This is a genomic window from uncultured Pontibacter sp. (genome assembly GCF_947502515.1).
Classification (GTDB): domain Bacteria; phylum Bacteroidota; class Bacteroidia; order Cytophagales; family Hymenobacteraceae; genus Pontibacter.
In genome coordinates, this window is record NZ_CANNAI010000001.1 from 342,630 (window position 1) to 363,961 (window position 21,332).

18 protein-coding genes are annotated in these 21,332 nt (G+C 51.5%); 7 read left to right on the forward strand and 11 right to left on the reverse strand.

Annotation, left to right across the window (positions count from 1 at the left end; translation table 11 throughout):
* Positions 1-13: 13 nt before the first annotated feature.
* From Q1A54_RS01650 to Q1A54_RS01660, 3 genes are read right to left on the reverse strand one after another with little or no spacing between them, the layout of a single operon-like run.
* Positions 14-556: an FKBP-type peptidyl-prolyl cis-trans isomerase gene (locus Q1A54_RS01650; protein ID WP_196120137.1), complete on the reverse strand. Its 543-nt coding sequence runs from the start codon at positions 554-556 to the stop codon at positions 14-16.
* A gap of 27 nt (positions 557-583) precedes the next feature.
* On the reverse strand, positions 584-1,546 hold the full coding sequence (locus tag Q1A54_RS01655) for an FKBP-type peptidyl-prolyl cis-trans isomerase (RefSeq protein WP_196120135.1): 963 nt from the start codon (positions 1,544-1,546) through the stop codon (positions 584-586).
* Between the two features lie 29 nt (positions 1,547-1,575).
* Positions 1,576-2,592 carry a bifunctional oligoribonuclease/PAP phosphatase NrnA gene (locus Q1A54_RS01660; RefSeq protein ID WP_299984605.1) on the reverse strand — a complete coding sequence of 339 codons (1,017 nt, stop codon included), beginning with the start codon at positions 2,590-2,592 and terminating at the stop codon, positions 1,576-1,578.
* A gap of 260 nt (positions 2,593-2,852) precedes the next feature.
* Here Q1A54_RS01660 and Q1A54_RS01665 point away from each other — a divergent pair, with 260 nt between their 5' ends.
* On the forward strand, positions 2,853-3,272 hold the full coding sequence (locus tag Q1A54_RS01665) for a nucleoside-diphosphate kinase (RefSeq protein ID WP_007654671.1): 420 nt from the start codon (positions 2,853-2,855) through the stop codon (positions 3,270-3,272).
* A gap of 97 nt (positions 3,273-3,369) precedes the next feature.
* Positions 3,370-4,524 (forward strand): hypothetical protein, encoded by a 1,155-nt coding sequence (locus tag Q1A54_RS01670; RefSeq protein ID WP_299984607.1) that lies wholly within the window; start codon positions 3,370-3,372, stop codon positions 4,522-4,524.
* Positions 4,525-4,579: 55 nt separating this feature from the next.
* On the opposite strand, the gene Q1A54_RS01675 is transcribed toward Q1A54_RS01670, so the two are convergent.
* Positions 4,580-4,894 carry a LysM peptidoglycan-binding domain-containing protein gene (locus Q1A54_RS01675; protein ID WP_007654673.1) on the reverse strand — a complete coding sequence of 105 codons (315 nt, stop codon included), beginning with the start codon at positions 4,892-4,894 and terminating at the stop codon, positions 4,580-4,582.
* A 206-nt stretch (positions 4,895-5,100) separates the two neighbouring features.
* Between Q1A54_RS01675 and Q1A54_RS01680 the strand changes: the two genes are divergently transcribed.
* Positions 5,101-5,532 carry a lipocalin family protein gene (locus Q1A54_RS01680; RefSeq protein WP_196120129.1) on the forward strand — a complete coding sequence of 144 codons (432 nt, stop codon included), beginning with the start codon at positions 5,101-5,103 and terminating at the stop codon, positions 5,530-5,532.
* 116 nt (positions 5,533-5,648) lie between these two features.
* On the opposite strand, the gene Q1A54_RS01685 is transcribed toward Q1A54_RS01680, so the two are convergent.
* The 3 genes from Q1A54_RS01685 to dxs form a co-directional block, all read right to left on the reverse strand.
* Complete coding sequence (locus tag Q1A54_RS01685; RefSeq protein ID WP_299984611.1) at positions 5,649-6,824, reverse strand: MFS transporter; 1,176 nt, start codon at positions 6,822-6,824, stop codon at positions 5,649-5,651.
* Positions 6,817-7,596: an alpha/beta hydrolase gene (locus tag Q1A54_RS01690; protein ID WP_299984613.1), complete on the reverse strand. Its 780-nt coding sequence runs from the start codon at positions 7,594-7,596 to the stop codon at positions 6,817-6,819. Before Q1A54_RS01690 ends, Q1A54_RS01685 begins: the two co-directional genes overlap by 8 nt.
* Positions 7,597-8,029: 433 nt before the next feature.
* Positions 8,030-9,946 (reverse strand): 1-deoxy-D-xylulose-5-phosphate synthase, encoded by a 1,917-nt coding sequence (gene dxs / locus Q1A54_RS01695; RefSeq protein WP_299984615.1) that lies wholly within the window; start codon positions 9,944-9,946, stop codon positions 8,030-8,032.
* A gap of 387 nt (positions 9,947-10,333) precedes the next feature.
* On the opposite strand from dxs, the gene Q1A54_RS01700 reads away from it, so the two are divergent.
* The 3 genes from Q1A54_RS01700 (at position 10,334) to Q1A54_RS01710 (ending at position 13,516) form a co-directional block, all read left to right on the forward strand.
* Positions 10,334-11,104 (forward strand): segregation/condensation protein A, encoded by a 771-nt coding sequence (locus Q1A54_RS01700; protein ID WP_299984617.1) that lies wholly within the window; start codon positions 10,334-10,336, stop codon positions 11,102-11,104.
* A gap of 118 nt (positions 11,105-11,222) precedes the next feature.
* Positions 11,223-12,305: a lysylphosphatidylglycerol synthase transmembrane domain-containing protein gene (locus tag Q1A54_RS01705; protein WP_007654689.1), complete on the forward strand. Its 1,083-nt coding sequence runs from the start codon at positions 11,223-11,225 to the stop codon at positions 12,303-12,305.
* A gap of 68 nt (positions 12,306-12,373) precedes the next feature.
* Complete coding sequence (locus tag Q1A54_RS01710; RefSeq protein ID WP_299984620.1) at positions 12,374-13,516, forward strand: FAD-dependent monooxygenase; 1,143 nt, start codon at positions 12,374-12,376, stop codon at positions 13,514-13,516.
* A gap of 48 nt (positions 13,517-13,564) precedes the next feature.
* Here Q1A54_RS01710 and Q1A54_RS01715 read toward each other — a convergent pair whose 3' ends face one another.
* Positions 13,565-14,107, reverse strand: a complete 543-nt coding sequence (locus Q1A54_RS01715; protein WP_299984622.1) for a GNAT family N-acetyltransferase — start codon at positions 14,105-14,107, stop codon at positions 13,565-13,567.
* 201 nt (positions 14,108-14,308) lie between these two features.
* Positions 14,309-15,298, reverse strand: a complete 990-nt coding sequence (locus tag Q1A54_RS01720) for an aspartate-semialdehyde dehydrogenase (protein WP_299984624.1) — start codon at positions 15,296-15,298, stop codon at positions 14,309-14,311.
* A gap of 196 nt (positions 15,299-15,494) precedes the next feature.
* Here Q1A54_RS01720 and Q1A54_RS01725 point away from each other — a divergent pair, with 196 nt between their 5' ends.
* Entirely contained in the window at positions 15,495-18,287 is a 2,793-nt protein-coding gene (locus Q1A54_RS01725; protein WP_299984626.1) for a lamin tail domain-containing protein, read from the forward strand.
* Positions 18,288-18,534: 247 nt separating this feature from the next.
* On the opposite strand, the gene Q1A54_RS01730 is transcribed toward Q1A54_RS01725, so the two are convergent.
* Both Q1A54_RS01730 and Q1A54_RS01735 read right to left on the reverse strand, forming a co-directional pair.
* Positions 18,535-19,971: a TolC family protein gene (locus Q1A54_RS01730; RefSeq protein ID WP_299984628.1), complete on the reverse strand. Its 1,437-nt coding sequence runs from the start codon at positions 19,969-19,971 to the stop codon at positions 18,535-18,537.
* A gap of 4 nt (positions 19,972-19,975) precedes the next feature.
* Complete coding sequence (locus Q1A54_RS01735) at positions 19,976-21,331, reverse strand: HlyD family efflux transporter periplasmic adaptor subunit (protein WP_196120103.1); 1,356 nt, start codon at positions 21,329-21,331, stop codon at positions 19,976-19,978.
* Position 21,332: the final 1 nt, after the last annotated feature.

A 21,332-nucleotide genomic window follows, 5' to 3' on the forward strand; every position in this document is an offset into this window, starting at 1 on the left:
GTATAAATAGCTGCTAGCGTACTTGCAACACATCTATTTCAAATATCAGCACGGAGTTTGGCGGAATGCTGTTGCTACCATAGTAACCATAGCCCAGGTAAGATGGGATATACAGATTCGCTTCCTCGCCTTTGCGCAAGTGCTGTAGTCCTTCATCCCAACCCTTGATCACCTGTCCGGCGCCTACTAGTACCGAGAATGGCTTACCGCTTCTGAACGAGCTGTCAAATACATCATTGCTCACATTGCGGCCAATGTAGTTTACCTCAGCATACTGCCCTGGCTTGATCACATCACCTTCACCAGCTTTTTTTGTCAGGATGTAAATACCGCTGTTCAGGCGCACAACTTTGGTCGTGTCCACATTGTTGGTCCTGAAGTATTTCCGGATCGTTTCCTCGTCTATCTTCTTCTGAGCCTCTATTTGCTCAGGCGTCACGTAATAAGGATTTTTATTTTCTTCCTTGCACGACGCAAAAGAGACCAGTACAACGAACAAGAAGAGAGCCTTAGCAAGCCATATGCTCAGTTTCTGCTTTTTGTGTTTCAGGTTCATGGTAATCGGGTTAAGGGTAATTGGAAATTAGTTTTTGATATCAACAAGCTCCACGTCGAAACGCAGGATGGAGTTGGCAGGCATCTGCTCGCCACGAGCCTGCTCGCCGTAAGCCAATGTAGAAGGTATAAGCAGAATGGCCTTGCTGCCTTCGTTCAGCTGCGCAATGCCATCGTCCCAGCCCTGAATTACCTGACCCTGGCCAAGCGGGAATGTGAATGGCTGACCACCGCTCATTGGGTTGTCATAAGAAGACTCCAGCTCTTTACCGTCCAGGAAAGACAGTTTGTAATGTACTGATACATTGTCACCTGCTTTTGCTTTCGGGCCTTTGCCAGGCTGTGTTACCACGTAGTACACGCCAGCGTCTGTCTTCTGTACATTCTTCAGGCCTTTCTCTTTGATGTACTCCTGAATTTTGGCGTCATCAACTTTGATCTGCTCTTTGGCACGCTCCTGCTGAGCAAGCATCTGCTCCTCAAACATTTTCTGCTGGTCTGCGATCGCCTCTTCCTCAGACTGGATTTTGTCAGCTTTCAGGAAGAATGTGAAATGCGTGCCTGGCTTGATGAAAGGAGGCATCGGCTGGTTGAAGGTATTGGCGAAAAGTGAGTCCACACTGATCTTGAACACGCCGCTGTCACCAGCACGCATCATCGTCAGAGCGTCTTCAAGGCTACCTTTAAAGGTAGGCTCCATTACCGGCAGCATCACCGGCTGGCCTTGCTGGCGTGAGTCGAACAATACAGAGTCGTCAGCCGTGCGGTACGACATGTGCATCGTGATCACCTGACCAAGACGTGCGCCTGTCGTGTCGTTCGGGTCTATCTCACCACGGTTCACATACTCACCGTCTTTTTGCTCATATATCTTATAAGCCAGGCCGTCAGCCGTCGTGCGGAATTCGTCGCTTTTGTTTTTGTCGCCGCAGGATTGCAGCAACATAGCACCGGCTAGTACCGGCAATAAGAACTTTGATTTAAATAGCATGGGTTATAGGTTGGATAAAATGTTTGTTACTAAACAGAAGCCTGCAGCTGCTCTTTGTATTGTGGCAGCAGGCTTTCAAACCTGGCCACTGTATTTTCGAGGCTGTCTATGGACATGCCGCCGGCTGCATTCTTGTGACCACCGCCATTAAAGTTGGCACGGGCAAATTCGTTGACAGAAAAATTGCCTACCGATCGGAAAGAGATCTTCACAGCCTGCGAACGATCGATGATCACGGCTGCAAAAACGATGCCTTCGATGGACAGCGCAAAGTTAACCAGGCCTTCCGTATCGCCGGTTTTGGAGTCATATGCTTTCAACTCCTCGGCTGAAATGGCAATATAAGCTGTTCTGTACTCAGGAAGCACGACCAGCTTGTCCTTGAGGGCATAACCCAGGAAGCGCAGACGTAGTTCCGAAGAGCTGTCGTAGATAAGGCGGTGAATATTAGAGGTGTTCACCCCGATGTGTAGCAGATCAGCTATGATCAGGTGCACGTTTTTGGAAGTGCTCGGGTGGCGGAAAGAACCTGTGTCGGTCATGATGCCGGCATAGAGGCACTCGCCTATACCTGTGTCGATTTTGTCGCCGTCGCCCAGGGCCTTGATGAGGTCGTATACCAGTTCAGCAGTAGCGGCGGCCTGTGGGTTGGAGAAATCCAGGTCAGCGAAATCTTCCGGCTGCAGGTGGTGGTCTATCAGCACTTTGGTACCTTTTGCCTGACGGATGTACTCGCCCATTTCGTTGATGCGCGACAGGTTAGAAAAGTCAAGGCAGAAGATCATCTGCGACTCTTCGATGATGCGGCGTACCAGGGCGTCGTTTTTCTCAGAGTAAACGAGCACATCATCGTTGCCCTCCATCCAATTCAGGAAGTTAGGGTAGTCGGAAGGAGTGATCACGGTAACCCGGTGCCCCAGCTTTTTGAGGTAGCCGGCCAGACCCAGTGACGAACCCAACGCATCGGCGTCCGGTTTGTGGTGTGTGGTGATCATCACCTCTTTAGGTTCTCTCAGAAGCTCTTTGAGAGCATTAATGTCGTGCATAAAGCTTGTTATAAATCCGCTGATTAATAGGGATATAAGGCGCAAATTTCTGTAAAAATAACTTCTAAAGCAATAAAATAGCGTTTTAAGACATCGTAGGCGGACCAGTGAGCAGGAGCAAGGCACTACATACAGGTAGAGCCGTGCGTGCATTAACATAAATATTTGCAGAAAGTGTAGCCAAAGTGCTGCTATAATTAAGCTAAATGCGCTAATTTTGCACCTTCAAAACGAAACATACACATATTAACACAATAGACATGGCTGGAAACATCACATTTACCATGATTAAGCCGGATGCGGTTGCAGACAACAACATCGGTGGCATTACTAAAATGATCGAGGAAGGTGGCTTCCGCATCGTGGCGATGAAGAAGACAAGACTGACTGAGGAGCGTGCCGGTAAGTTTTACGAAGTACACAAGGAGCGTCCTTTCTACGGTGACCTGGTGAAGTACATGTCATCTGGCCCGATCGTAGCCATGATCCTGGAGAAAGACAACGCAGTAGAGGATTTCCGCAAGCTGATCGGCGCTACTAACCCGGCTCAGGCTGAGGAAGGCACGATCCGTAAGGTGTACGCCAAGTCTATCGAGGCAAATGCCGTACACGGCTCTGACTCTGACGAGAACGCACAGATCGAAGGCGACTTCTTCTTCTCTGCTGACGAGCGTTTCTAAGCAAATAAAGAGTACTTATTGATTTCTCAAAAGCCCGCAGGACTGTATGGTCTGGCGGGCTTTTTTGATTATGTTTGCCGCCTGAATTTATTCTTTTATGAAGCACGCTATACTTTCTGTTTTCTTTACGCTATGGTTGGGTACGACCTTTGCGCAGCAAGAAAAAATGATATTCTATAACACCAACTGGCTGATCACCAAGCAGGAACATGCGGCATTTGCCCGCTCAGTTATGATGCCGGATACAGTAGCCAAACTTAAGACGTTGCGAGGTTTTAGCTTTGATGGCGATGTGATTGACTACTACTCGAACGGCAAGGTGCTGGCAAATGGCTTTTATGATAAGGGGTTGAAGAGAGGACACTGGCAGTTCTTCCATTTTGATGGGAAACCAGAGAGCAGTGGCGCCTACGAAAACGACCATCGTGTAGGAGAGTGGAAGTTCTGGTGGCCCAACGGCCAATTAATGAACGTGCTGCTGTACGATAGCCTTGGTGTAAAAGTGATGCACAGTTGGAGCGAAGACGGGAAACAACAGGTCAAAAATGGCAATGGTAAGGTCAGCATTAAGCTGGAAGAAGATGAGAAAAGCAAAGCCATGCTTGAGGGCAACTACCGCAACGGCCTGAAAGATGGGCTTTGGCGCAGAACCAATAACAAAGGGCAGTCAGAGATAGAGCAGTTATTCTCTGATGGGGAGCTGGTAAAAGACCAGAAATTCAAGCCAAGTTTAGCTTATCTTAATTCGGGCATTGATAGATTTGAAGTAGGGAATGAGCCTTACTACTTGCAAAAAGTAGAGAGATGGATGGTTGATCCGCAAATATACGCAGGGAATTATCCTGTAGTAGCTAGTGTGATGGGATGGGAAGTAGAAGCTGTGAAAGTTAAATCGAAGCCAAACTACTATAAGGTATATGCTCAACTGGAGGACAAACCTTTTATATATGAAGAGCATCCAACAACAGCGCCTGAGTTTCCGGGTGGTGATAAGGCTTACCAGAGTTACATGAGCAAATACATCGTTAACCCTTTGAAACTATCAGGGGTTAAATTTGAGAAGGTAGTTTATGTAGACTTTGATATCACGGACGAAGGAAAGGTAGAAAATGTGATCCTTCCTAAAAGTATTCAGGAAGAAATAGTAAAAGATATTATCACAAAAGGGTTTACAGCAATGCCTGTATGGAAACCTGCGACCCGTAACCTTGAACCCATTTACACGCGGTATAGGTATCCGCTCAATCTTTAAACAAAACAGCCGGTTTCTGCAGAAACCGGCTGTTTTGTTTTATAGCAATTGCTGCTTAAGTTCTCGGAATTTTAAAACGCTGGCCCGGACGAATCAGGTCTGGGTTTCCACCGATAGTGTCCTTGTTCGCTTCGTAAATTCTGTTCCAGGCGTTGGCATCGCCGTAAAGTTTCTTGGCGATTTTGGAAAGTGAGTCGCCGCTCTGCACGGTATACACATCCTGGTTGGCGCTTGGATCCGTTACCTGCTGCTCGTCTTTGTTTGTAAAAAACTTGTGGTCCTCGGACTGGCCGGGTACTTTGTTAACCTGATCGGAGCTCTTCTTGGCAGGTTCTTGCTCTCCTTTTTTGAAAAAATCACGCAATCCCATATTTCAGTTATTTTAATGTCAGTACTCGTTTTAAGCACAACCGTGAATGCACAGCTGCTTAAATAGATACGCCAATAGGGGGGCATGGTTGTGGTGCCTGCGTGATTGGTTTTATTGAGACGGCTTGCATTAACTTTCATGTACTTTAGCCGTAATCAATGCACGTCTCCTGCATGAGCAGGCGCAGGTATGTACAACCATAAACTATGAATAAGATGAATGCGACATTGAACAGAGTAAAAACCTCCTGGACTTTTGTGATGGCCTTCATGCTGATGGCCTTCATGGCTAGCTGCGGAGGCAATGGCGATGATGCGGGCAACGCCAACATGATCTCAGGTGGCAGCAGCAAGACCTGGAAAGCTGACAAAGAACTCACCGCCTCCGGCGACAAAGACAAGTTGACCCAGGAAGAAAAGCAGGAAACGATGCAGTTTTACTCGGATGGCCGCTTTGCCATGGGTGGCGGTGGCTCACTTGAAACCGGCACCTGGACCTACGACCAGGCAGGCAGACGATTGTCTCTAACTTTTGAAGGATCCGACGTGTCGCAGAACTTCACAGTTGAGAAACTGACAGACAAAGAAATGCACCTGGTAGGTGGCGATGGCTCTAAGATGGAGCTGAAAGCTGACTAAGAAATAAAAGTATTTATTGAACAGGAAAGCCGGTCCGTTTTGGATCGGCTTTTTTGTTAGGCCGACTAAGGTATAAGCCGCCAAACCAGGTATAGCCAGACAAGTTACGCTGTGCGTTACACCAGACGTCGCAGCGCCAGCAAGCCCAGTGCCGGTCCGACAGCCAGCAGCGCCAAGGTATGGTGCAACTGCAACTGCGTGAACAAAAAGCCCGTGAGTTGAATACTGATCACCGTTATGGCAAAACCAATGGCCACTACAATGGTAAGCGCTGTGCCAACCAATTGCGCAGGGGCGGTTTGTGCAGTAAGAGCTGAGAACTGCGGCGAATCCCCCGCCACGACGATGCCCCAGAAGAGCAGGAATGGTATAAGCAGTTGTGGTGTATCCAGTTGCAGCATTACCAGCGAAAGTAGACAGCACAGGCCGGAGAGCAGCAGTTGCACAAAAGCCACCCGAGCACTCCCCCATACCTGCGAAAGGTAGCCACCCCCAATACAGCCTACTGCCCCGGCCGCAATCACGGCGAAGCTGTAAGCCGACACCTCACCGGGACTGAGTTGTGGAATTGCAAGCGCCAGGATCAGCGGCGTGAATGCCCACAAGGTATAGAGCTCCCACATGTGACCGAAGTAACCAAAAGCCGCCGCCCGGAAAGCCCGGTCACGGAAAGCCTGCAGCATGTTGCTGAGCTTGAAGGTCGCGCCTTTCTTCAGGTATGGACCGTCGGGCACAAACAGGTATAGGAGCAAGCCGCCTGTCACTGCCATGGCGCTTACCGCTAGCATGGCCTGTTGCCAGGGCAGGTCAGCACCCAGCGCCCGGATCAAGTGCGGAAATGCAGTGCCTAACACCAATGCGCCCACTAAGTAGCCAATCGCCTTGCCCAGGCCCGTGCTATACCAGCTGGCTGCTATTTTCATTCCGACAGGGTAGATACCTGCCAATAAAAATCCAGTCAGCGCCCGAAGCAACAGCACGGCATAAAGGTCTTTCGCAGCAAATACCACCAAGGCATTGGCAACAGCTCCCAGCAAAGCACACAGCATAAAGAGCAGGCGCGGCGACACACGATCGGCCAGCGAAAGAAAAGCGAATACCAGCGTGCCCGCTATAAAACCTAGCTGCACCGCCGAAGTCAGCAGCGCCAAGGCACCGTCCTGCAACTGCAACGAAGCCTTAAGCTCCGGCAGCACCGCATTGCCGGCAAACCAAAGCGAAGTACCCGCAAACTGCGAAAGCACAATGGTAGGAAGGATGCGGGTTGGAGGCGCTTTTAAAACCTCACCCATAAATCGTTTCAGCGAATTTCTCCAGGGCTTTGCGGGTTTCGTAGGTGCGCTCGAACATACCCATGTGGCCGGTTTTGCCGAGGAAGTAGACCATGCTGTTGTCAGGTAGGTGGCATTGCTCCAAGGCTTTGTCGAGTGGCACGGCACCGTCGTCCTTCCCGAAGATAAATAGCACCGGAAACTTAACAGCGGCCAGCACTTCGGTTCTGTCTTTGCGGTCGCGCATAGCGGCAAGACCTTGGGTTATACTCTCTTGGGGTGTTGCAGTGCCGATCTCTTTCATCAGCGCAATCTCCTTTTTGAGCCGGCCACGGTTCTCGCTATAGAAGAGCGGCTCTATGAAAGACTGCATGAACTTTTCTACGCCGTGCTTCTCCACAAATTCAATGGTCTTGTTGCGGTTTTCCTTTTTCTCGTCGGTATCGGGGAGGGCGGAGGAGTGGAAGAGGCAGAGGCCGCTGAGCATGTTGCTATACTTCTCCGCAAAGGCCATACTCACATAGCCGCCCATGGAGTGACCCGCCAGGATGCACTTTTTCACACCTAGTTGCTCGAGCTGCTGCTTCACGTAGTCAGCCATACCTTCCATGCTGTAGTCTGCTATACCTTGGGTGTTATTTCCGAAGCCGGGCAGGTCCAGCGCCACAGTTCTGAACTTCTGTTGCAACGGATTTGCAAAATCATCCCAAACAGCCGTGCTCTCGCAGAAGCCGTGCAGGAAAACGATGGGATCGCCGGAGCCGTGATCGGTATAGGTAGCGTGTTTTGTCATAGTTTGTGGGGTTTATCTGTAGGGACAGGCCGCAACCTGTCTGAATCATGCACGAGTAGTTTTCAGATGGTATAAAAGTATAGATTGGCAGGTATATCGCAAAGGATAATTTCTTGTTTCATCAGCTAGGCTATGCTGCGGACAAGTCGCGACCTGTCCCTACAGCAGGGTGGGTTCATTCTACTTTTTTTGTCATCCCGTAGGGATCTTGGTAAAGAGGGCCCCTATCCGCGCACGTAGCATTGGCTTAACTTCCCGGGGGTAGGGACCCTCTATTTTAACCAAGGTTCTTTACAGAATGACAATTTATTTTAAGCCTATTTCCCCTGGAAAGAACCGGATCTGATCCATACAGGGGAATTAAAACAAAAACCCCGCAGCTCCTGAAGAACTGCGGGGTTTGTCTTATCGTCAAAAACTCTTTTGTCTAATCTTATACCTTCACTGCTACACCGATCATCTCTCGTACAGTGTTTTCAATCGCAGTCGGGTCGAAACCAGCGTCGCGGTGTAGTTCCAGCTGTGAGCCGTGCTCGAATATCTGATCAGGTATACCGAGGCGCTTCACCTGTGCCGTATAGCCGTTGTCGACCATGAATTCCAGCACTGCACTTCCGAATCCACCCTGCAGGCAGCCGTCTTCTACGGTGATCACTTTACTATACTTGCTGAAGATGTGATGCAGCAACTCTTCGTCCAGCGGCTTGCAGTAGCGCATGTCGTAATGGCCCGGGTTGATGCCTTCGTAGCTCAGTTTCTGGCACACGTCCACGGCATAGTTACCAATGTGGCCGAATGTCAGGATCGCTACCTCTTCGCCTTCCTGCACGGTGCGGCCTTTACCGATCTGCTGTAGTTCCAGCGGAGTGCGCCATTCCGGCATTACGCCTTCGCCACGTGGGTAGCGGATCGTGAACGGACCAGCTCCTTCTTGTGAAGCCGTATACATCATGTTGCGCAGTTCCTGCTCGTTCATCGGGGCAGCTACCACCATGTTCGGGATACAGCGCATGTAGGCAATGTCGTAAGCGCCGTGGTGCGTCGGACCATCAGCACCGGCGAAGCCAGCACGGTCAAGGCAGAACACCACATGCAGGTTCTGTAGGCACACATCGTGCACCACCTGGTCGTAACCGCGCTGCATGAACGTGCTGTAGATGTTGCAGAACGGCACCAGGCCTTGCGTGGCCAGGCCTGCAGAGAATGTTACTGCATGCTGCTCGGCTATACCTACGTCAAAGGCACGATCCGGCATTGCCTTCATCATGATGTTGAGCGAGCAGCCAGATGGCATCGCAGGCGTAACACCCATGATCTTGTCATTCTGCTCGGCCAGTTCTACCATCGTATGACCAAAAACATCCTGGTACTTAGGAGGCTGCGGCGTGTCGTGGTGTTTCTTGTAAATCTCACCTGTTATCTTGTCGAACAGACCTGGCGCATGCCATTTGGTCTGGTCTTTTTCGGCGAGGGCAAAGCCTTTGCCTTTGGTGGTGAGCACATGCAGGATCTTCGGACCAGGTATACGCTTCAGGTCTTCCATTACCGACACCAAATGGTTGATGTCGTGCCCATCAATCGGACCGAAGTAGCGGAAGTTCAGACCTTCGAACAGGTTACTCTGCTTGGAAAGTGTAGCCTTGATGCCGCTCTCCACCTTAGAGGCAATGTGCTGTGCATTTGGACCGAACTTGCTGATCTTGCCTAGTACATTCCAGAGTTCATCGCGCAGCTTATTGTAAGTGCGGGAGGTGGTAATGTCGGTTAGGTATTCTTTGAGAGCGCCCACATTCGGGTCAATGCTCATGCAGTTGTCGTTGAGGACTACCAGCAGGTTGGCATTGGTCGCGCCTCCGTGGTTGAGGGCTTCAAAAGCCATACCACCCGTCAGGGCGCCATCACCGATCACAGCAATGTGCTGGCGATCTTCTTCGTTTTTGTATTGTGAGGCGACAGCCATACCCAGCGCCGCCGAAATAGAGGTGCTCGAGTGGCCTACGCCAAAGGTATCGTATTCGCTTTCTTTACGCTTAGGGAAACCAGAGAGTCCGCCATACTTGCGGTTGGTATGGAAGTTGTCGCGACGGCCGGTCAGAATCTTGTGCCCGTATGCCTGATGCCCCACATCCCATACCAGTTGATCGTAAGGGGTCTGGAACACGTAATGCAGTGCCGTGGTCAGTTCCACCACCCCAAGGCTGGCCCCAAAATGACCGCCGTGGATCGATACCACATCGATGATATATTGCCTTAGCTCCTGGCATACCTGCAGCAGTTGCTCTGGCTTCATTTTGCGCAGGTCAGCAGGTGTGTCAATGGAGGCAAGAAGCTCTCCTGGTTTGATGATCATAGAAATGTCTTTATTATAGACTTCCAACAAATTTTTCCGGCAAAAGTTTGCAAAGCGAAAAATACAATTAGCCAGACAAAACGTAAAGTTAGCAAAAATCAGAATACAAGCTGCTATTTCTCCTCCCTATCCTATCAGGGCAGCCAACAGTGGTATATGCGATAAGTGTGGTAAGTGATTGATAGCCAATATGGATTTCGTATGATGGAACTTAACAGCAATCGCGCCACTTGATAACGTTACACTTATACAGGTGTAAGCTTATTTTGTTTGGAAATCATGCAGGTACGGCTTCTATAACGTAGCACTCGCGCTGCTATTTCATCCGAATAAATTAGTATTTTTGTCCATCTGCAGCAATCAGCGCATTAACCAAAGGCCAGAGAAGTGAGTTTCGAAATTAAATTACCGTTGTTTGAGGGGCCGTTCGACCTGTTGCTCTTCTTCATTGAGCGTGACGAGTTGGATATACACGATATTCCCATCTTCCAGATCACCAACGAGTTCATGGGCTACCTGCGGCAGCTCGAGCAGCTCAACATTGAGGTGGCCAGCGACTTTATATTGACGGCTGCCACACTCATGCGCATCAAGGCTAAAATGCTGCTGCCACGCACTGAGAAGGATGAAGAAGGCAACGAGATTGACCCGCGCCAGGAACTTGTGCAGCATCTGTTAGAGTACAAGAAGTACAAAGCGGTGCTTGGTGACCTTGGCCAGATGGAAGACTTCCGGCTGGCGCAGGAAAACCGTGGCAATGTGAACGAAGAATTGCAGCAGATCGCCAATGCCAACCACTTTGAGTACGAACTGCAGGACCTGAGCCTCTACAAACTGATGCGGGTGTTCGACAAAGTGATGCACCGGTTCGAAGAGGAGCAGAACCGTCCGAAGCACACCGTGCTTACCTATCCTTATACCATAGAGGAGCAGCGGGACTATATCACCCGTATCATTGAAGAGAAGAACCAGATAGCATTTTCTGAGATCATTTCGGCCTTCCCGGACAAGATCGGCATGATCTTCAACTTTCTGGCGATCCTGGACATGCTGCAGCTCAACCTGATCGGTATAGAGGTAGGGGATGGCTTTAATGACTTCATCATTACCAAAGCCGAGGGACAAGCAGCTCAGGTGACGCAGCTTATCCTCGAATAGCAAATCCCGAAAATCCTGAAAAAGCCGAACTGTTTCCCCCGAGTTGCCGAATAGTTAAGTAGTTTTGCACGTCAGCCGCTAAGAGCAAGCGCCAAAGAACTGGGTTACGATAGCCTGCATGGACCAGAATAAAAAGACCATACTGAAGAACTTTAGTCCGATCAAGATACTGATCCCGGTACTGCTGGGTTTGGGCGCTACGGCCTGGCTGTTCATCAAAGACGACAAGCTCAGTGATCTGAAAGGTATAGCCGAAGCCAATTGGTGGTGGCTGGCCGCCGCGCTGCTCGTGCTCGTGATCCGCGACCTGGGCTACATGTACCGCATCCGCAGCCTCACTGACAAATTCCTGACCTGGCGCAACAGTCTGGATGTGATCATGCTCTGGGAGTTTGCCTCGGCCATTACGCCCTCTGTAGTAGGTGGTACCACTATTGCCACCATTGTGCTCAACAAAGAAGGTATACCGCTGGGTAAGTCGCTGGCCTACGTCATGCTCACGGCTGTGCTCGACAACATGTTCTTCATCATCGCGGCTCCTATTGCGCTGCTGGCCACGCAGGGTGAGGTCTTCCCTGACTTTGGCCTCTCGGCTACCGATGTCAACGCACTCAAAACCGCATTTTACATCAGCTATACCCTCATAGCCGTCTATACCTTCATTATGATCTATGCCTTGTTTGTACGTCCGCGTGCTTTCAAGTGGATCCTGCTGAAGCTGACCGGCTGGAAGCTGTTGCGCAAGTGGCGCATCAACGCCTTCCACCATGGCAACGAGATCGTATGGGCCTCGCAACAGTTGCGCGGTAAAGACTTTAACTATTGGGCCCGGGCCATTATCTCGACCATCTTCGTGTGGAGTGCCCGCTACTTCCTGCTCAACTGTCTGATCGCCGCCTTTACCGATGTGACCTTTGCCGAGCACATGCTGATCATCTCCCGCAATCTGATCTTCTGGATCGTCATGCTGGTAGCTATTACGCCGGGAGGGGCAGGTATAGTGGAGATGGCTTTCCCGAGCTTCTTCGGCCTGTTCCTGGGCCGCTTCAGCAACATTGTGGTGGTGCTTTATCGCCTCATTACTTACTATCCATACCTGGTGCTGGGTTCTATCTTCCTGCCGAAGTGGGTGGCCAAGGTGTTTGGACGCGCTTCTGTGGAAGAGGAAGAGGTCAGCTACCACGACGCCTCTGCTAAGTAGGGTTTGCCGGATCAAACAAGCCACTTTTCTTGTTCTGTCAGTATAAGGTATAGAAAGAGATCTCATTTATGAAAGCCATAGTAATAGGAGGTGGAATCGGAGGACTGTGTGCGGCACTTGCGCTGCAGCAGGCAGGTATAGACACCACCGTGTACGAGGCAGCTCCCAAGTTCAGAGGACTGGGGGCTGGCGTAGGGCTTGCCGCCAATGCGATGCAGGGCCTGCAAAGGCTCGGTGTGGTGGACGATGTGGTCGCAAGAGGCAAGCAGCTCGATGCACTGGTGATCTTCGACGAGCACGGGCAGGAAATCAGTAACATGGACACCCGCCGCCTGAGCAACAAGTATGGCATCAACAACTTTGTGATACATCGTGCCGATTTGCATGAGGTGCTGCTGAGTCACCTCGAGCCAGATTCTGTGGTACTGGATAAGCGCTGCGAAACTGTGGAGCAGAGCGGTGACAAGGTGCAGGTCATGTTCGCCGATGGCACCCATGCCACGGCCGATCTGCTGATCGCTGCTGATGGTATTAGCTCGGTAGTCCGGCAGCAACTTATACCTGACAGCATCCCGCGCTACGCCGGCTATACCTGCTGGCGTGCCGTGATCGACAATCCGGGGGTAGAGATCAACAAAATGATATCGGCAGAGACCTGGGCACCGGAAGGCAGGGTAGGTATAGCGCCGCTACAGGGCGATAAGATCTACTGGTACGCCTGCATCAATGCTCCGCAGCGTGATGAAAAGATGCGCCGCATGACTCCTGAAAAACTTGCCCGTCACTTCGAAATGGTGCACTCGCCTGTAGAGGCTGTGTTGGCTTCCACTTCGCAAGACCAGCTCATCTGGAACGACATCGCTGACCTGAAGCCTCTGAAACATTTTGTATACGGCCGTATAGTCTTGCTCGGTGATGCGGCCCACGCCACTACGCCCAACATGGGGCAGGGTGCCTGTCAGGCTATAGAGGATGCTGTGGTACTGGCCCAATGTCTGAAGCAGGAACCTGTGTTGGCTAATGCCCTTAAGCGCTACGAGAAACGCCGCAAAGCCCGCACAGCTAAAGTGATCGGTCTTTCCCGCACGCTGGGAGAAGTGGCGCACTGGAGAAACCCATTATTGGGGAAGCTCCGCAACACACTTTTCCGTGCCATGCCCCGGTTTATTACCCAGCGGCAAATGGAGGATTTGTATCGGGTGGATTTCTGATCAGGACCTGGAAGATCGTTTTCCTTATGTTTTGAAAGGGATAAACTGCTACTGCAGCGTGGCAACAGGTATACCTGCCCTTTTATTTTCCAGTTTCCAGTAAATGACTTCATCATCTCTGATCAGTTCCTGCATACCCAGTTTTTCGAGTATTCGGATAGAGGCCGTGTTTTCTAAGAGGCAGCTGGCCGTCACCACTTTCACTCCATTTTGCTGAAAAGCCCAGTCCACCAACCCTCTGGCCGTTTCCAGCCCATACCCTTTCTGCTGTTCCTGCTTTATGATAGAATAGCCGATGTCCACAGCTCCGTCCTGATTCGGTCCCCCCTTAAAACCGGCGTCACCGATTACAGTGGCATTGTGTTTCAGTACGATCATCCACGACTCAAAGCCAGTCGGTTCAGGTAATTGCTCGAGTCTTTTGATAATCTTGGGCAACGTATCCATGCTCTCCTGATCAGGCCAAAGAGGAGTTATCTGCAACCCGAGGTATGTAAGCACACCGTTGTCACCGCTATAAAGTGCACGGGCTGCCGCGAGCGTGAAAGGTATCAGCACGAGCCTTTCGGTGTGGATGGGTTGGAGTTTCATGATCTTTGGTGCAGTGAGCTTAAATATGCAGGCATAAGTTACGTGTTCTAGCAAGAGATTTGAGTATTAGAAGCACATAAATGCAGAATAATAGAAAAGTCAGCAAGTTCTTCTTTGGTTACACTTTTTACCGGCTCGCTAGAATAAAAAAGGAAGCCCTGTCAAGAGCTTCCTTTTTTTATAGTTTTCTGCTAACTAACCTTAAACCAGCTCGTGCTTCACCAGATACTCGGCAATCTGTACCGCATTGGTCGCAGCACCTTTGCGCAGGTTATCGGCTACAATCCACATATTGAGCGTTCTTGGCTGAGTTTCGTCCAGGCGAACACGGCCTACGAGTACTTCATCTTTGCCGTGGGCGTCTTTTGGCATTGGGTACTGCAGATTCTTTACGTCGTCTACTACTTTCACGCCTTCGGTTTCGTTCAGGATGCGGTATACCTCGCCCAGTGAGAAATCCTTCTCGAACTCCACGTTCACTGACTCCGAGTGACCGCCCATTACAGGTATACGTACTGCTGTGGCCGTTACCCGGATAGAGTCATCGCCCATGATTTTCTTGGTTTCGAGGATCATTTTCATCTCCTCTTTGGTATAGCCGTTGTCCTGGAACACGTCGATGTGCGGCAACACGTTCAGGTCGATGGTATAGGGGTATGCTTTCTCGCCTTCCTTGCCTGCACGCTCGTTCATGAGCTGCTCCACCGCCTTCACGCCTGTACCTGTTACCGACTGGTAGGTGCTCACTACGATGCGCTTTGCTTTCAGCTCTTCGTGCAGTTTGTTCAAGGCCACTACCATTTGAATGGTCGAGCAATTCGGGTTGGCAATGATTTTATCTTCTTTTGTTAGTTCTTTGGCATTGATCTCGGGTACCACCAGCTTCTTGCTTGGGTCCATGCGCCACGCGGAGGAGTTATCCACTACCACGATGCCTGCTTCTGCAAACTTAGGAGCCCACTCGGTAGAGGTGCTGCCGCCGGCTGAGAAAATCGCAATTTGCGGGGCAGCCGCGATCGCGTCCTGCATCCCGATAACCTTTATCTGTTTACCCTTAAACTCCATCTGTTTACCAACAGATCTTTCAGAAGCAACCAACAATAATTCCGTTACCGGGAAGTCGCGCTCCGCCAGCACTTTCAAAATCTCGCCGCCCACTAATCCGGTGGCGCCTACTACTGCTACTTTCATTGTTTAGGGTATATGGTTAATGTGTTAAGTTCCTCTAACTAACTCCTCAGGGTCGCGTAAAAGTTCTACATCTTACAAAAGTGGCCGTTTTCCCGACCTCACAGCGTCTCCGAAGACCTGTGAGTGTCTTTACGTTTGCCCATACTGTTCCTTTTGCGGCTGCGAAGTTCGTAAGTTTTCACCACAATATCTGCGCATGAAACAAACTTTACGCCAAGCATTTGTAAATACTGAATCCGGATTTTTTCTCTTGAATGAAGAGCTGGTGGAGGACCAGATAAACAAAAGTCGCATCGCCTGCCAGGCTATTAACCAAGATTCTTTCAGCATGGCAAAATGGGGACTGATGCTGGTTGCAGGTTTAAGCCTCTTCATTTCTCGTGCCACCAGGTCAGTAATTGCTCAAAAGGCACTAATTGCAGGCCTGTTGCTTCTGTTCCCATACCTTAGCTCTGCCCAACTTCAGGATGACTTTTCCGATGGCAACTTCACCCAGAATCCCACCTGGGCAGGTGATGCGAACAGCTTTATCGTAAACGCTCAAAACCAGTTGCAAAGCAGCGGGCCGGCGGTGACGGGCACTGTGCTATACCTGGCCACGCCCTCTCATGCGGCGGTGGGTACTGTTTGGGAGTTTTGGGCCAACCTGCGGCTGGCGACTTCTGCCAGCAACTATGCCGACATCTTCCTGCTATCTGACAAGGAGGATCTCAAAGCTACTGATGCGAACGGCTATTTTGTGCGCATTGGAGGTACGCCCGACGAGGTGAGCCTCTTCCGGAAAGACGCTGGTAAACCGGCTGTTATCATCATCAACGGCGAGGATAAAACTGTGGCGACCTCTAATAATATCGTGCGGGTGCGGGTAACGCGAAGCCTCGACTATACCTGGCAGTTAGAAATAGACGTAACCGGAACAGGCCAAAGCTACAGAAGCCAAGGCTCCGTAACAGATGCTACACACAGACGATCCGCTTACTTCGGGGTGCTGGTCAGGTATAGCTCAGCCAACAGTCAGCGCTTTTATTTTGATGATTTTCGGATCACTGATACTAACCCACCTTTGTTGGAGAGCGCTCAGCCACTGAGCACGCAGTCGCTGGAGTTGCGTTTTAATGAGCCGCTCAATCCTACATCAGCCCAAAATACAGCAAACTATACCTTGAACGGTAGCGCCAAACCGACATCTGCTGAAGTTACAGAAAGCGGGACTGTGCTGCTCACATTTGCGCAGTCACTTCGGAACGGGGCCAATACGATTGCCGCTGCAGGTATAACTGACCTGTATGGCAATACTTTGCCGGATCCGGTGGAGCTAACTTTCCAGTATGCGCTGCCGCCTGTGCTGCCCGGGTATAACGAACTGCTGATCACCGAGATCATGGCCCGTGAAACGCCTGCCACCGGGCTGCCTGCCGTAGAGTATATTGAGCTGCACAACCCGACCGAGAAGGTGCTTACGCTGCAAGGTATACGTTACTCCGATGCCACTGCTACCACCACACTACCTAACACGCTGCTGCAGCCCGGCGAGTATGCGGTGGTAGTGCCGAATACACAGGTAGCCAATTTTACGCAATACGGCCGCACAATTGGCATCAGCAACTTTCCGAGCCTGAACAATACCGGTGAGCTGCTGCAGCTACGCCAGCCAAATGGTCGCCTGATCTACGCTGTAAACTACAGCGATGCCTGGTACCGCGACAATGCCAAGCGCAACGGTGGCTGGAGTCTGGAGATGATTGACGTTAGCAATCCCTGCGCTGGAGCAGATAACTGGATCGCCTCCAACGACGCCCGCGGCGGGACACCTGCCCAGCCGAACTCCGTAGCTGCCTCTATACCTGACAACACACCACCTGTCTTGATTGGCGTGACGGCACTGGCACCCGACCGGCTGCTGCTCCGTTTTAACGAGCGGCTGGACAGTGCACAGGTTGCTGCAGTGAGCGGCTATACCTTGAGTCCGGCAGGTGTAGGTATAGCCGCCGTACAGGTTGCTTCGCCATTGTTTGAAGAGGTGGTGTTGCAACTGGCCAGCCCACTGCAGGAGCGGCAGCGCTATACCTTAACGGCCACAGGTATACGCGATTGCGCCGGCAACCTCAGCTCACAACCGCTCACGGCTACCTTTGCCCTGCCCTCAGCTCCGGTGCCTGGCGATGTTGTGATTAATGAAGTACTGTTCAACCCAAGGCCGGGTGGTGTAGACTTTGTGGAGCTTGTCAATCGCAGCGATAAATTCATCAACCTGCAAAACTGGCACTTGGCTAACGTTAGCAACGACAGCATTACCAATCGGCGCGTGATCACAACGAGTAGCCATGTGCTGGAGCCGGGTGCTTACGTGGTGCTCACCATCAATCCGGAGAACATCAAAAATAACTATCCTGCTGCCCGTGAAGAAACTTTCCTTAGGATGGTGTCGCTGCCCACTTATCCCGACGCGGCCGGATCTGTGGTGCTTCTGCAGCCAGATAGCCGCATCGCAGACCGCTTCGACTACAGTGAGCGCATGCACTTTAGCCTGATCGACGACCGCAACGGCATTTCACTGGAGCGCATCCGGCTGGACAGTCCAACCTCAGCGGACAACTTTCATTCAGCTGCCACTTCACTGGGTGCTACGCCCGGCTACCTCAACTCGCAGTCACAGCCAGGTATAGCGGCACAGCGTATGTTCACCATTGAGCCCAGGGTTTTCTCACCGGATGACGATGGGTATGAAGATTTTACTACTGTCAACTATAGTACTGACCAAACAGGCTTTGTGGCCAATATCACCGTCTTTGACGCACAGGGGCGGGAAATACGCAAGCTGGTGCGCAACGAACTGCTAGCCTCCACAGGCTTCTTCCGCTGGGACGGCACCCGACAGGACGGCACTAAAGCCGCTATCGGCTATTACTTGTTCTACATCGAGCTCTTCGGGCTGGATGGGCAGAAGAGCGTGCACAAGGAGCGGGTGGTAATAGGAGGGAGGTTATGAAAGTTTAAGAGTCTGGGGTCTAGGAGAGAGAAAACCAAAAGTTAGTCATTTGTAAGGACAGGACGCGACATTATCCGAATCAGGCTATTCGAGTCGTTGCTAAGTATAACCTCAGCTAGTAACAAGGAAATACTCCCATTCAAACTTCTTAAACTAACTTTTTTAGAAGGTGGCTAAGTATGTTAGCAACTCTGTTGATAACTCACACTTATCCACAGATGTTTGCTATGTTTTTTAGAATTGTGGTTTATTCCTGCTGCATGTTACCGGCTGACCAGTAGAGTTGGGCTTTGATTTTAGCGTATTTGCTGCGCATATCATAGAGCTTGATCTGTGATTCCAGTAGCTTCTGCTCACGGGCGTTGATCAGGAATATGGAGCTTTCGCCAGCCCTGAATTTAATGATCTCGCCTTCCTGTAAGATACGGGCATTGACTACCATTTGCTCCTGCAGCGCAATCTGCTCTTCCAATGCCAGCCATTCATTGTACACCATCTGAACTGCATTTTCGATTGCCCTTAAAGTAAAGGATTGCTGAAAGCCTACTTCCTGCTGCTTTATTTTGGTGAGCTGCAGTTTGCCACGTTCCTGTCGCAAGAACAGTGGTTGGCTGAAGCTGATACCCACCTTGTAGTTGTTGCGCATGTAAGGCGCCTGAAAAGCTTCTCCGTTCATGAAAAAGTCACTCTGCAGCAGGTTGTACTCTACATCCAGCTTCGGCTTGAGTTTATCAGCGGCGAAGCGGCGTTCTACTTCCAGCTGCTGTCCCTTCAGGTCGAGTTTGACGATATCAGGATGGTTGACCTTGGCCAGCGCTACTAACTCCTGCAGGTCTTCGGGACTAAGTGGATCCAGTTCGGTGCCTTCCGCCGAAGGAATGGCATTGGCGGCAAGCTCCAGCGGCTGATTGCCTTCGTCCCACAGGTGCATCTCCACCCGCAGCTTGCTGTTGTTGTACTGCTGCAGGGCGGCGCTCAATAACACCCGGCGGTTAAGGGCCTCGGTGCGTGCCTCTACCGTGTCGATAGCAGCCAGGTCACCCTGTCGGGCACGCTCGTTCACAGCCCTGGTGCGGACTTCGGCTAGCTCCAGGGCCTCGCGGTATACCTGCACCTCATTATAATAATAGAGCCAGTCCCAGTAATCCTTTGCCACGTCGAGCAGCAGTTTGTTTACCAGCTTGAGGCGGTCGGCTTCGGCCATCTGGGGCAGCAGCTGCGCCTGTCGCACAATGGCGCGACGCTCGTCCATAAACAGGCCCTGCCCCAGCGGTATGGCTATACCTGCGTAGCTCAGGCCGTTCGAGGGCGTGTACTTCTCGGGGTTCAGGTAGGGGCCACTGTTGCGCTCATAGCCTGCCAGCAACTGCGGACCAAACCACAGCGGCACACGCAGGCTGTTGTTCCAGTAGGTATAGTACTCCTTGTCCGAAAACTGCTTCTCGCCATACTTACTACTGATGACAGGATCGAAGCCGCCACGGGCCATGCGTATTTCCTGGTCAGCCTGGCGGGCAAGCAGCGCTGCCTGGGCCGCCAGCGGGTGATGCGCCAACACCTGCTCGTAGAGCGCATGCATGGTGAGTACCCGCACCGAGTCAGACGACTGGGCTATACCCGGCCGGGCTATACCTGTCAGGCACAGCAGCAACAGCGAAAAGACTAAAAAGGGATATCTTCTCATGTACTTATTTCTCTTCTTTGGTCTGGGAGTTGGCGCCATCCACTGGCAGCGTACCCGTATAGTCTGGCGGGAAACCGTTGAGCTGGCGCCATAGTTCGTACCAGATCGGCACGGTGTTCAGCATAGCCCAGCCTTGCACGCCTGAGCCGATGCGAATTGCCTCGGGCCATTCTTCCTGCTCCGGGTCTTGCACCACCAACATGCGGTACAGGCCGTTGGTTGCGGTATTGTCGATCACAGCCACTTTGCCGCCAAACGTACCGAAGCCCAAGTTTGGCCAACCCGAGAAGACGAGTGCCGGCCAGCCATCGAATTGCAGGCGTACCGGAGCACCGCGATAGAGCAGGGGCAGGTCCATGGGTTGTACGTAAAGCTCCACGGCCAGGCGTGGGTCCTCGGGCATGATGGTGGCAATGGCTTCTCCTTCTTTGATGGTTTCACCTATACCTGCACGAAGTGTCCGCACCAGGTAACCCGTTTGCGGCGCCACCACCTGATAAAAGGTGCTTCGTACCAGTGTACTGCTATACTCGCTCCGCAACTTCGACACATCTCCAATCGTGCTGTACAGGTAGGCCTGGTTTGAATTAAGCTCCGATTCAGCTTTGGCGAGCTTATCGGCATACTCCGCCTGTAACGAGCTGAGCTCAGTATAGGCGTTCTGCAGTTCGGCACGGGTGCTGCCCAGTTTGTTTTCGTTGGCAATGAGCTTGGCTTCCGCTTCCTGCAGTTTAAGACGTCGGGCCTCCAATTCAGTCAGCGACTTCAAACCTTGCCTGTACAGTTCTTCCTGGCGCACATACTGGTTGCGGGCTATTTCTACTTCTACACGCTGCGCTACCAGATCCGCACTGTCACTCTGCACCTTCAGTTGTATTTGGGCTATCTTATTGCGAGCCTTGTCCAGGCTGAACTGCAAACCTTCCCGCAACGCCTGTATCTGGTCCTGCAGCGCCTCGGACTTGGCTCTTGTAGCTGTGGCCGCTCCTTCCTTGGCCTGCACCTGTTCATCCAGACGGTCGAGCAGCTGCGGGTCGAAGAACTTTTCCTTCACCTCCGACAAACTAACGATCGTGTCGCCTTTCTGCACCAGCTGGCCCTCCTGCACATGCCAGCGTTCGATGCGACCTGCTATGGTGCTTTGCACAGTCTGTGGCCGGTCTTCCGGATTCAGGGCGGTGAGTGCGCCGCGCGACGAAATATTCTGCGTCCACGGCAAAAACAGAATCAGGATCAGGAAGAGTACGATGCCGATGATCCAGTAGGCTAATGTACGTCCAAGCCCTGGTGTGCGCACCATTTCCATCGCCTCCATAGAGTTATGCTCCCGCGAAGGGGTATAGGGATCTTTCTCTTTCATG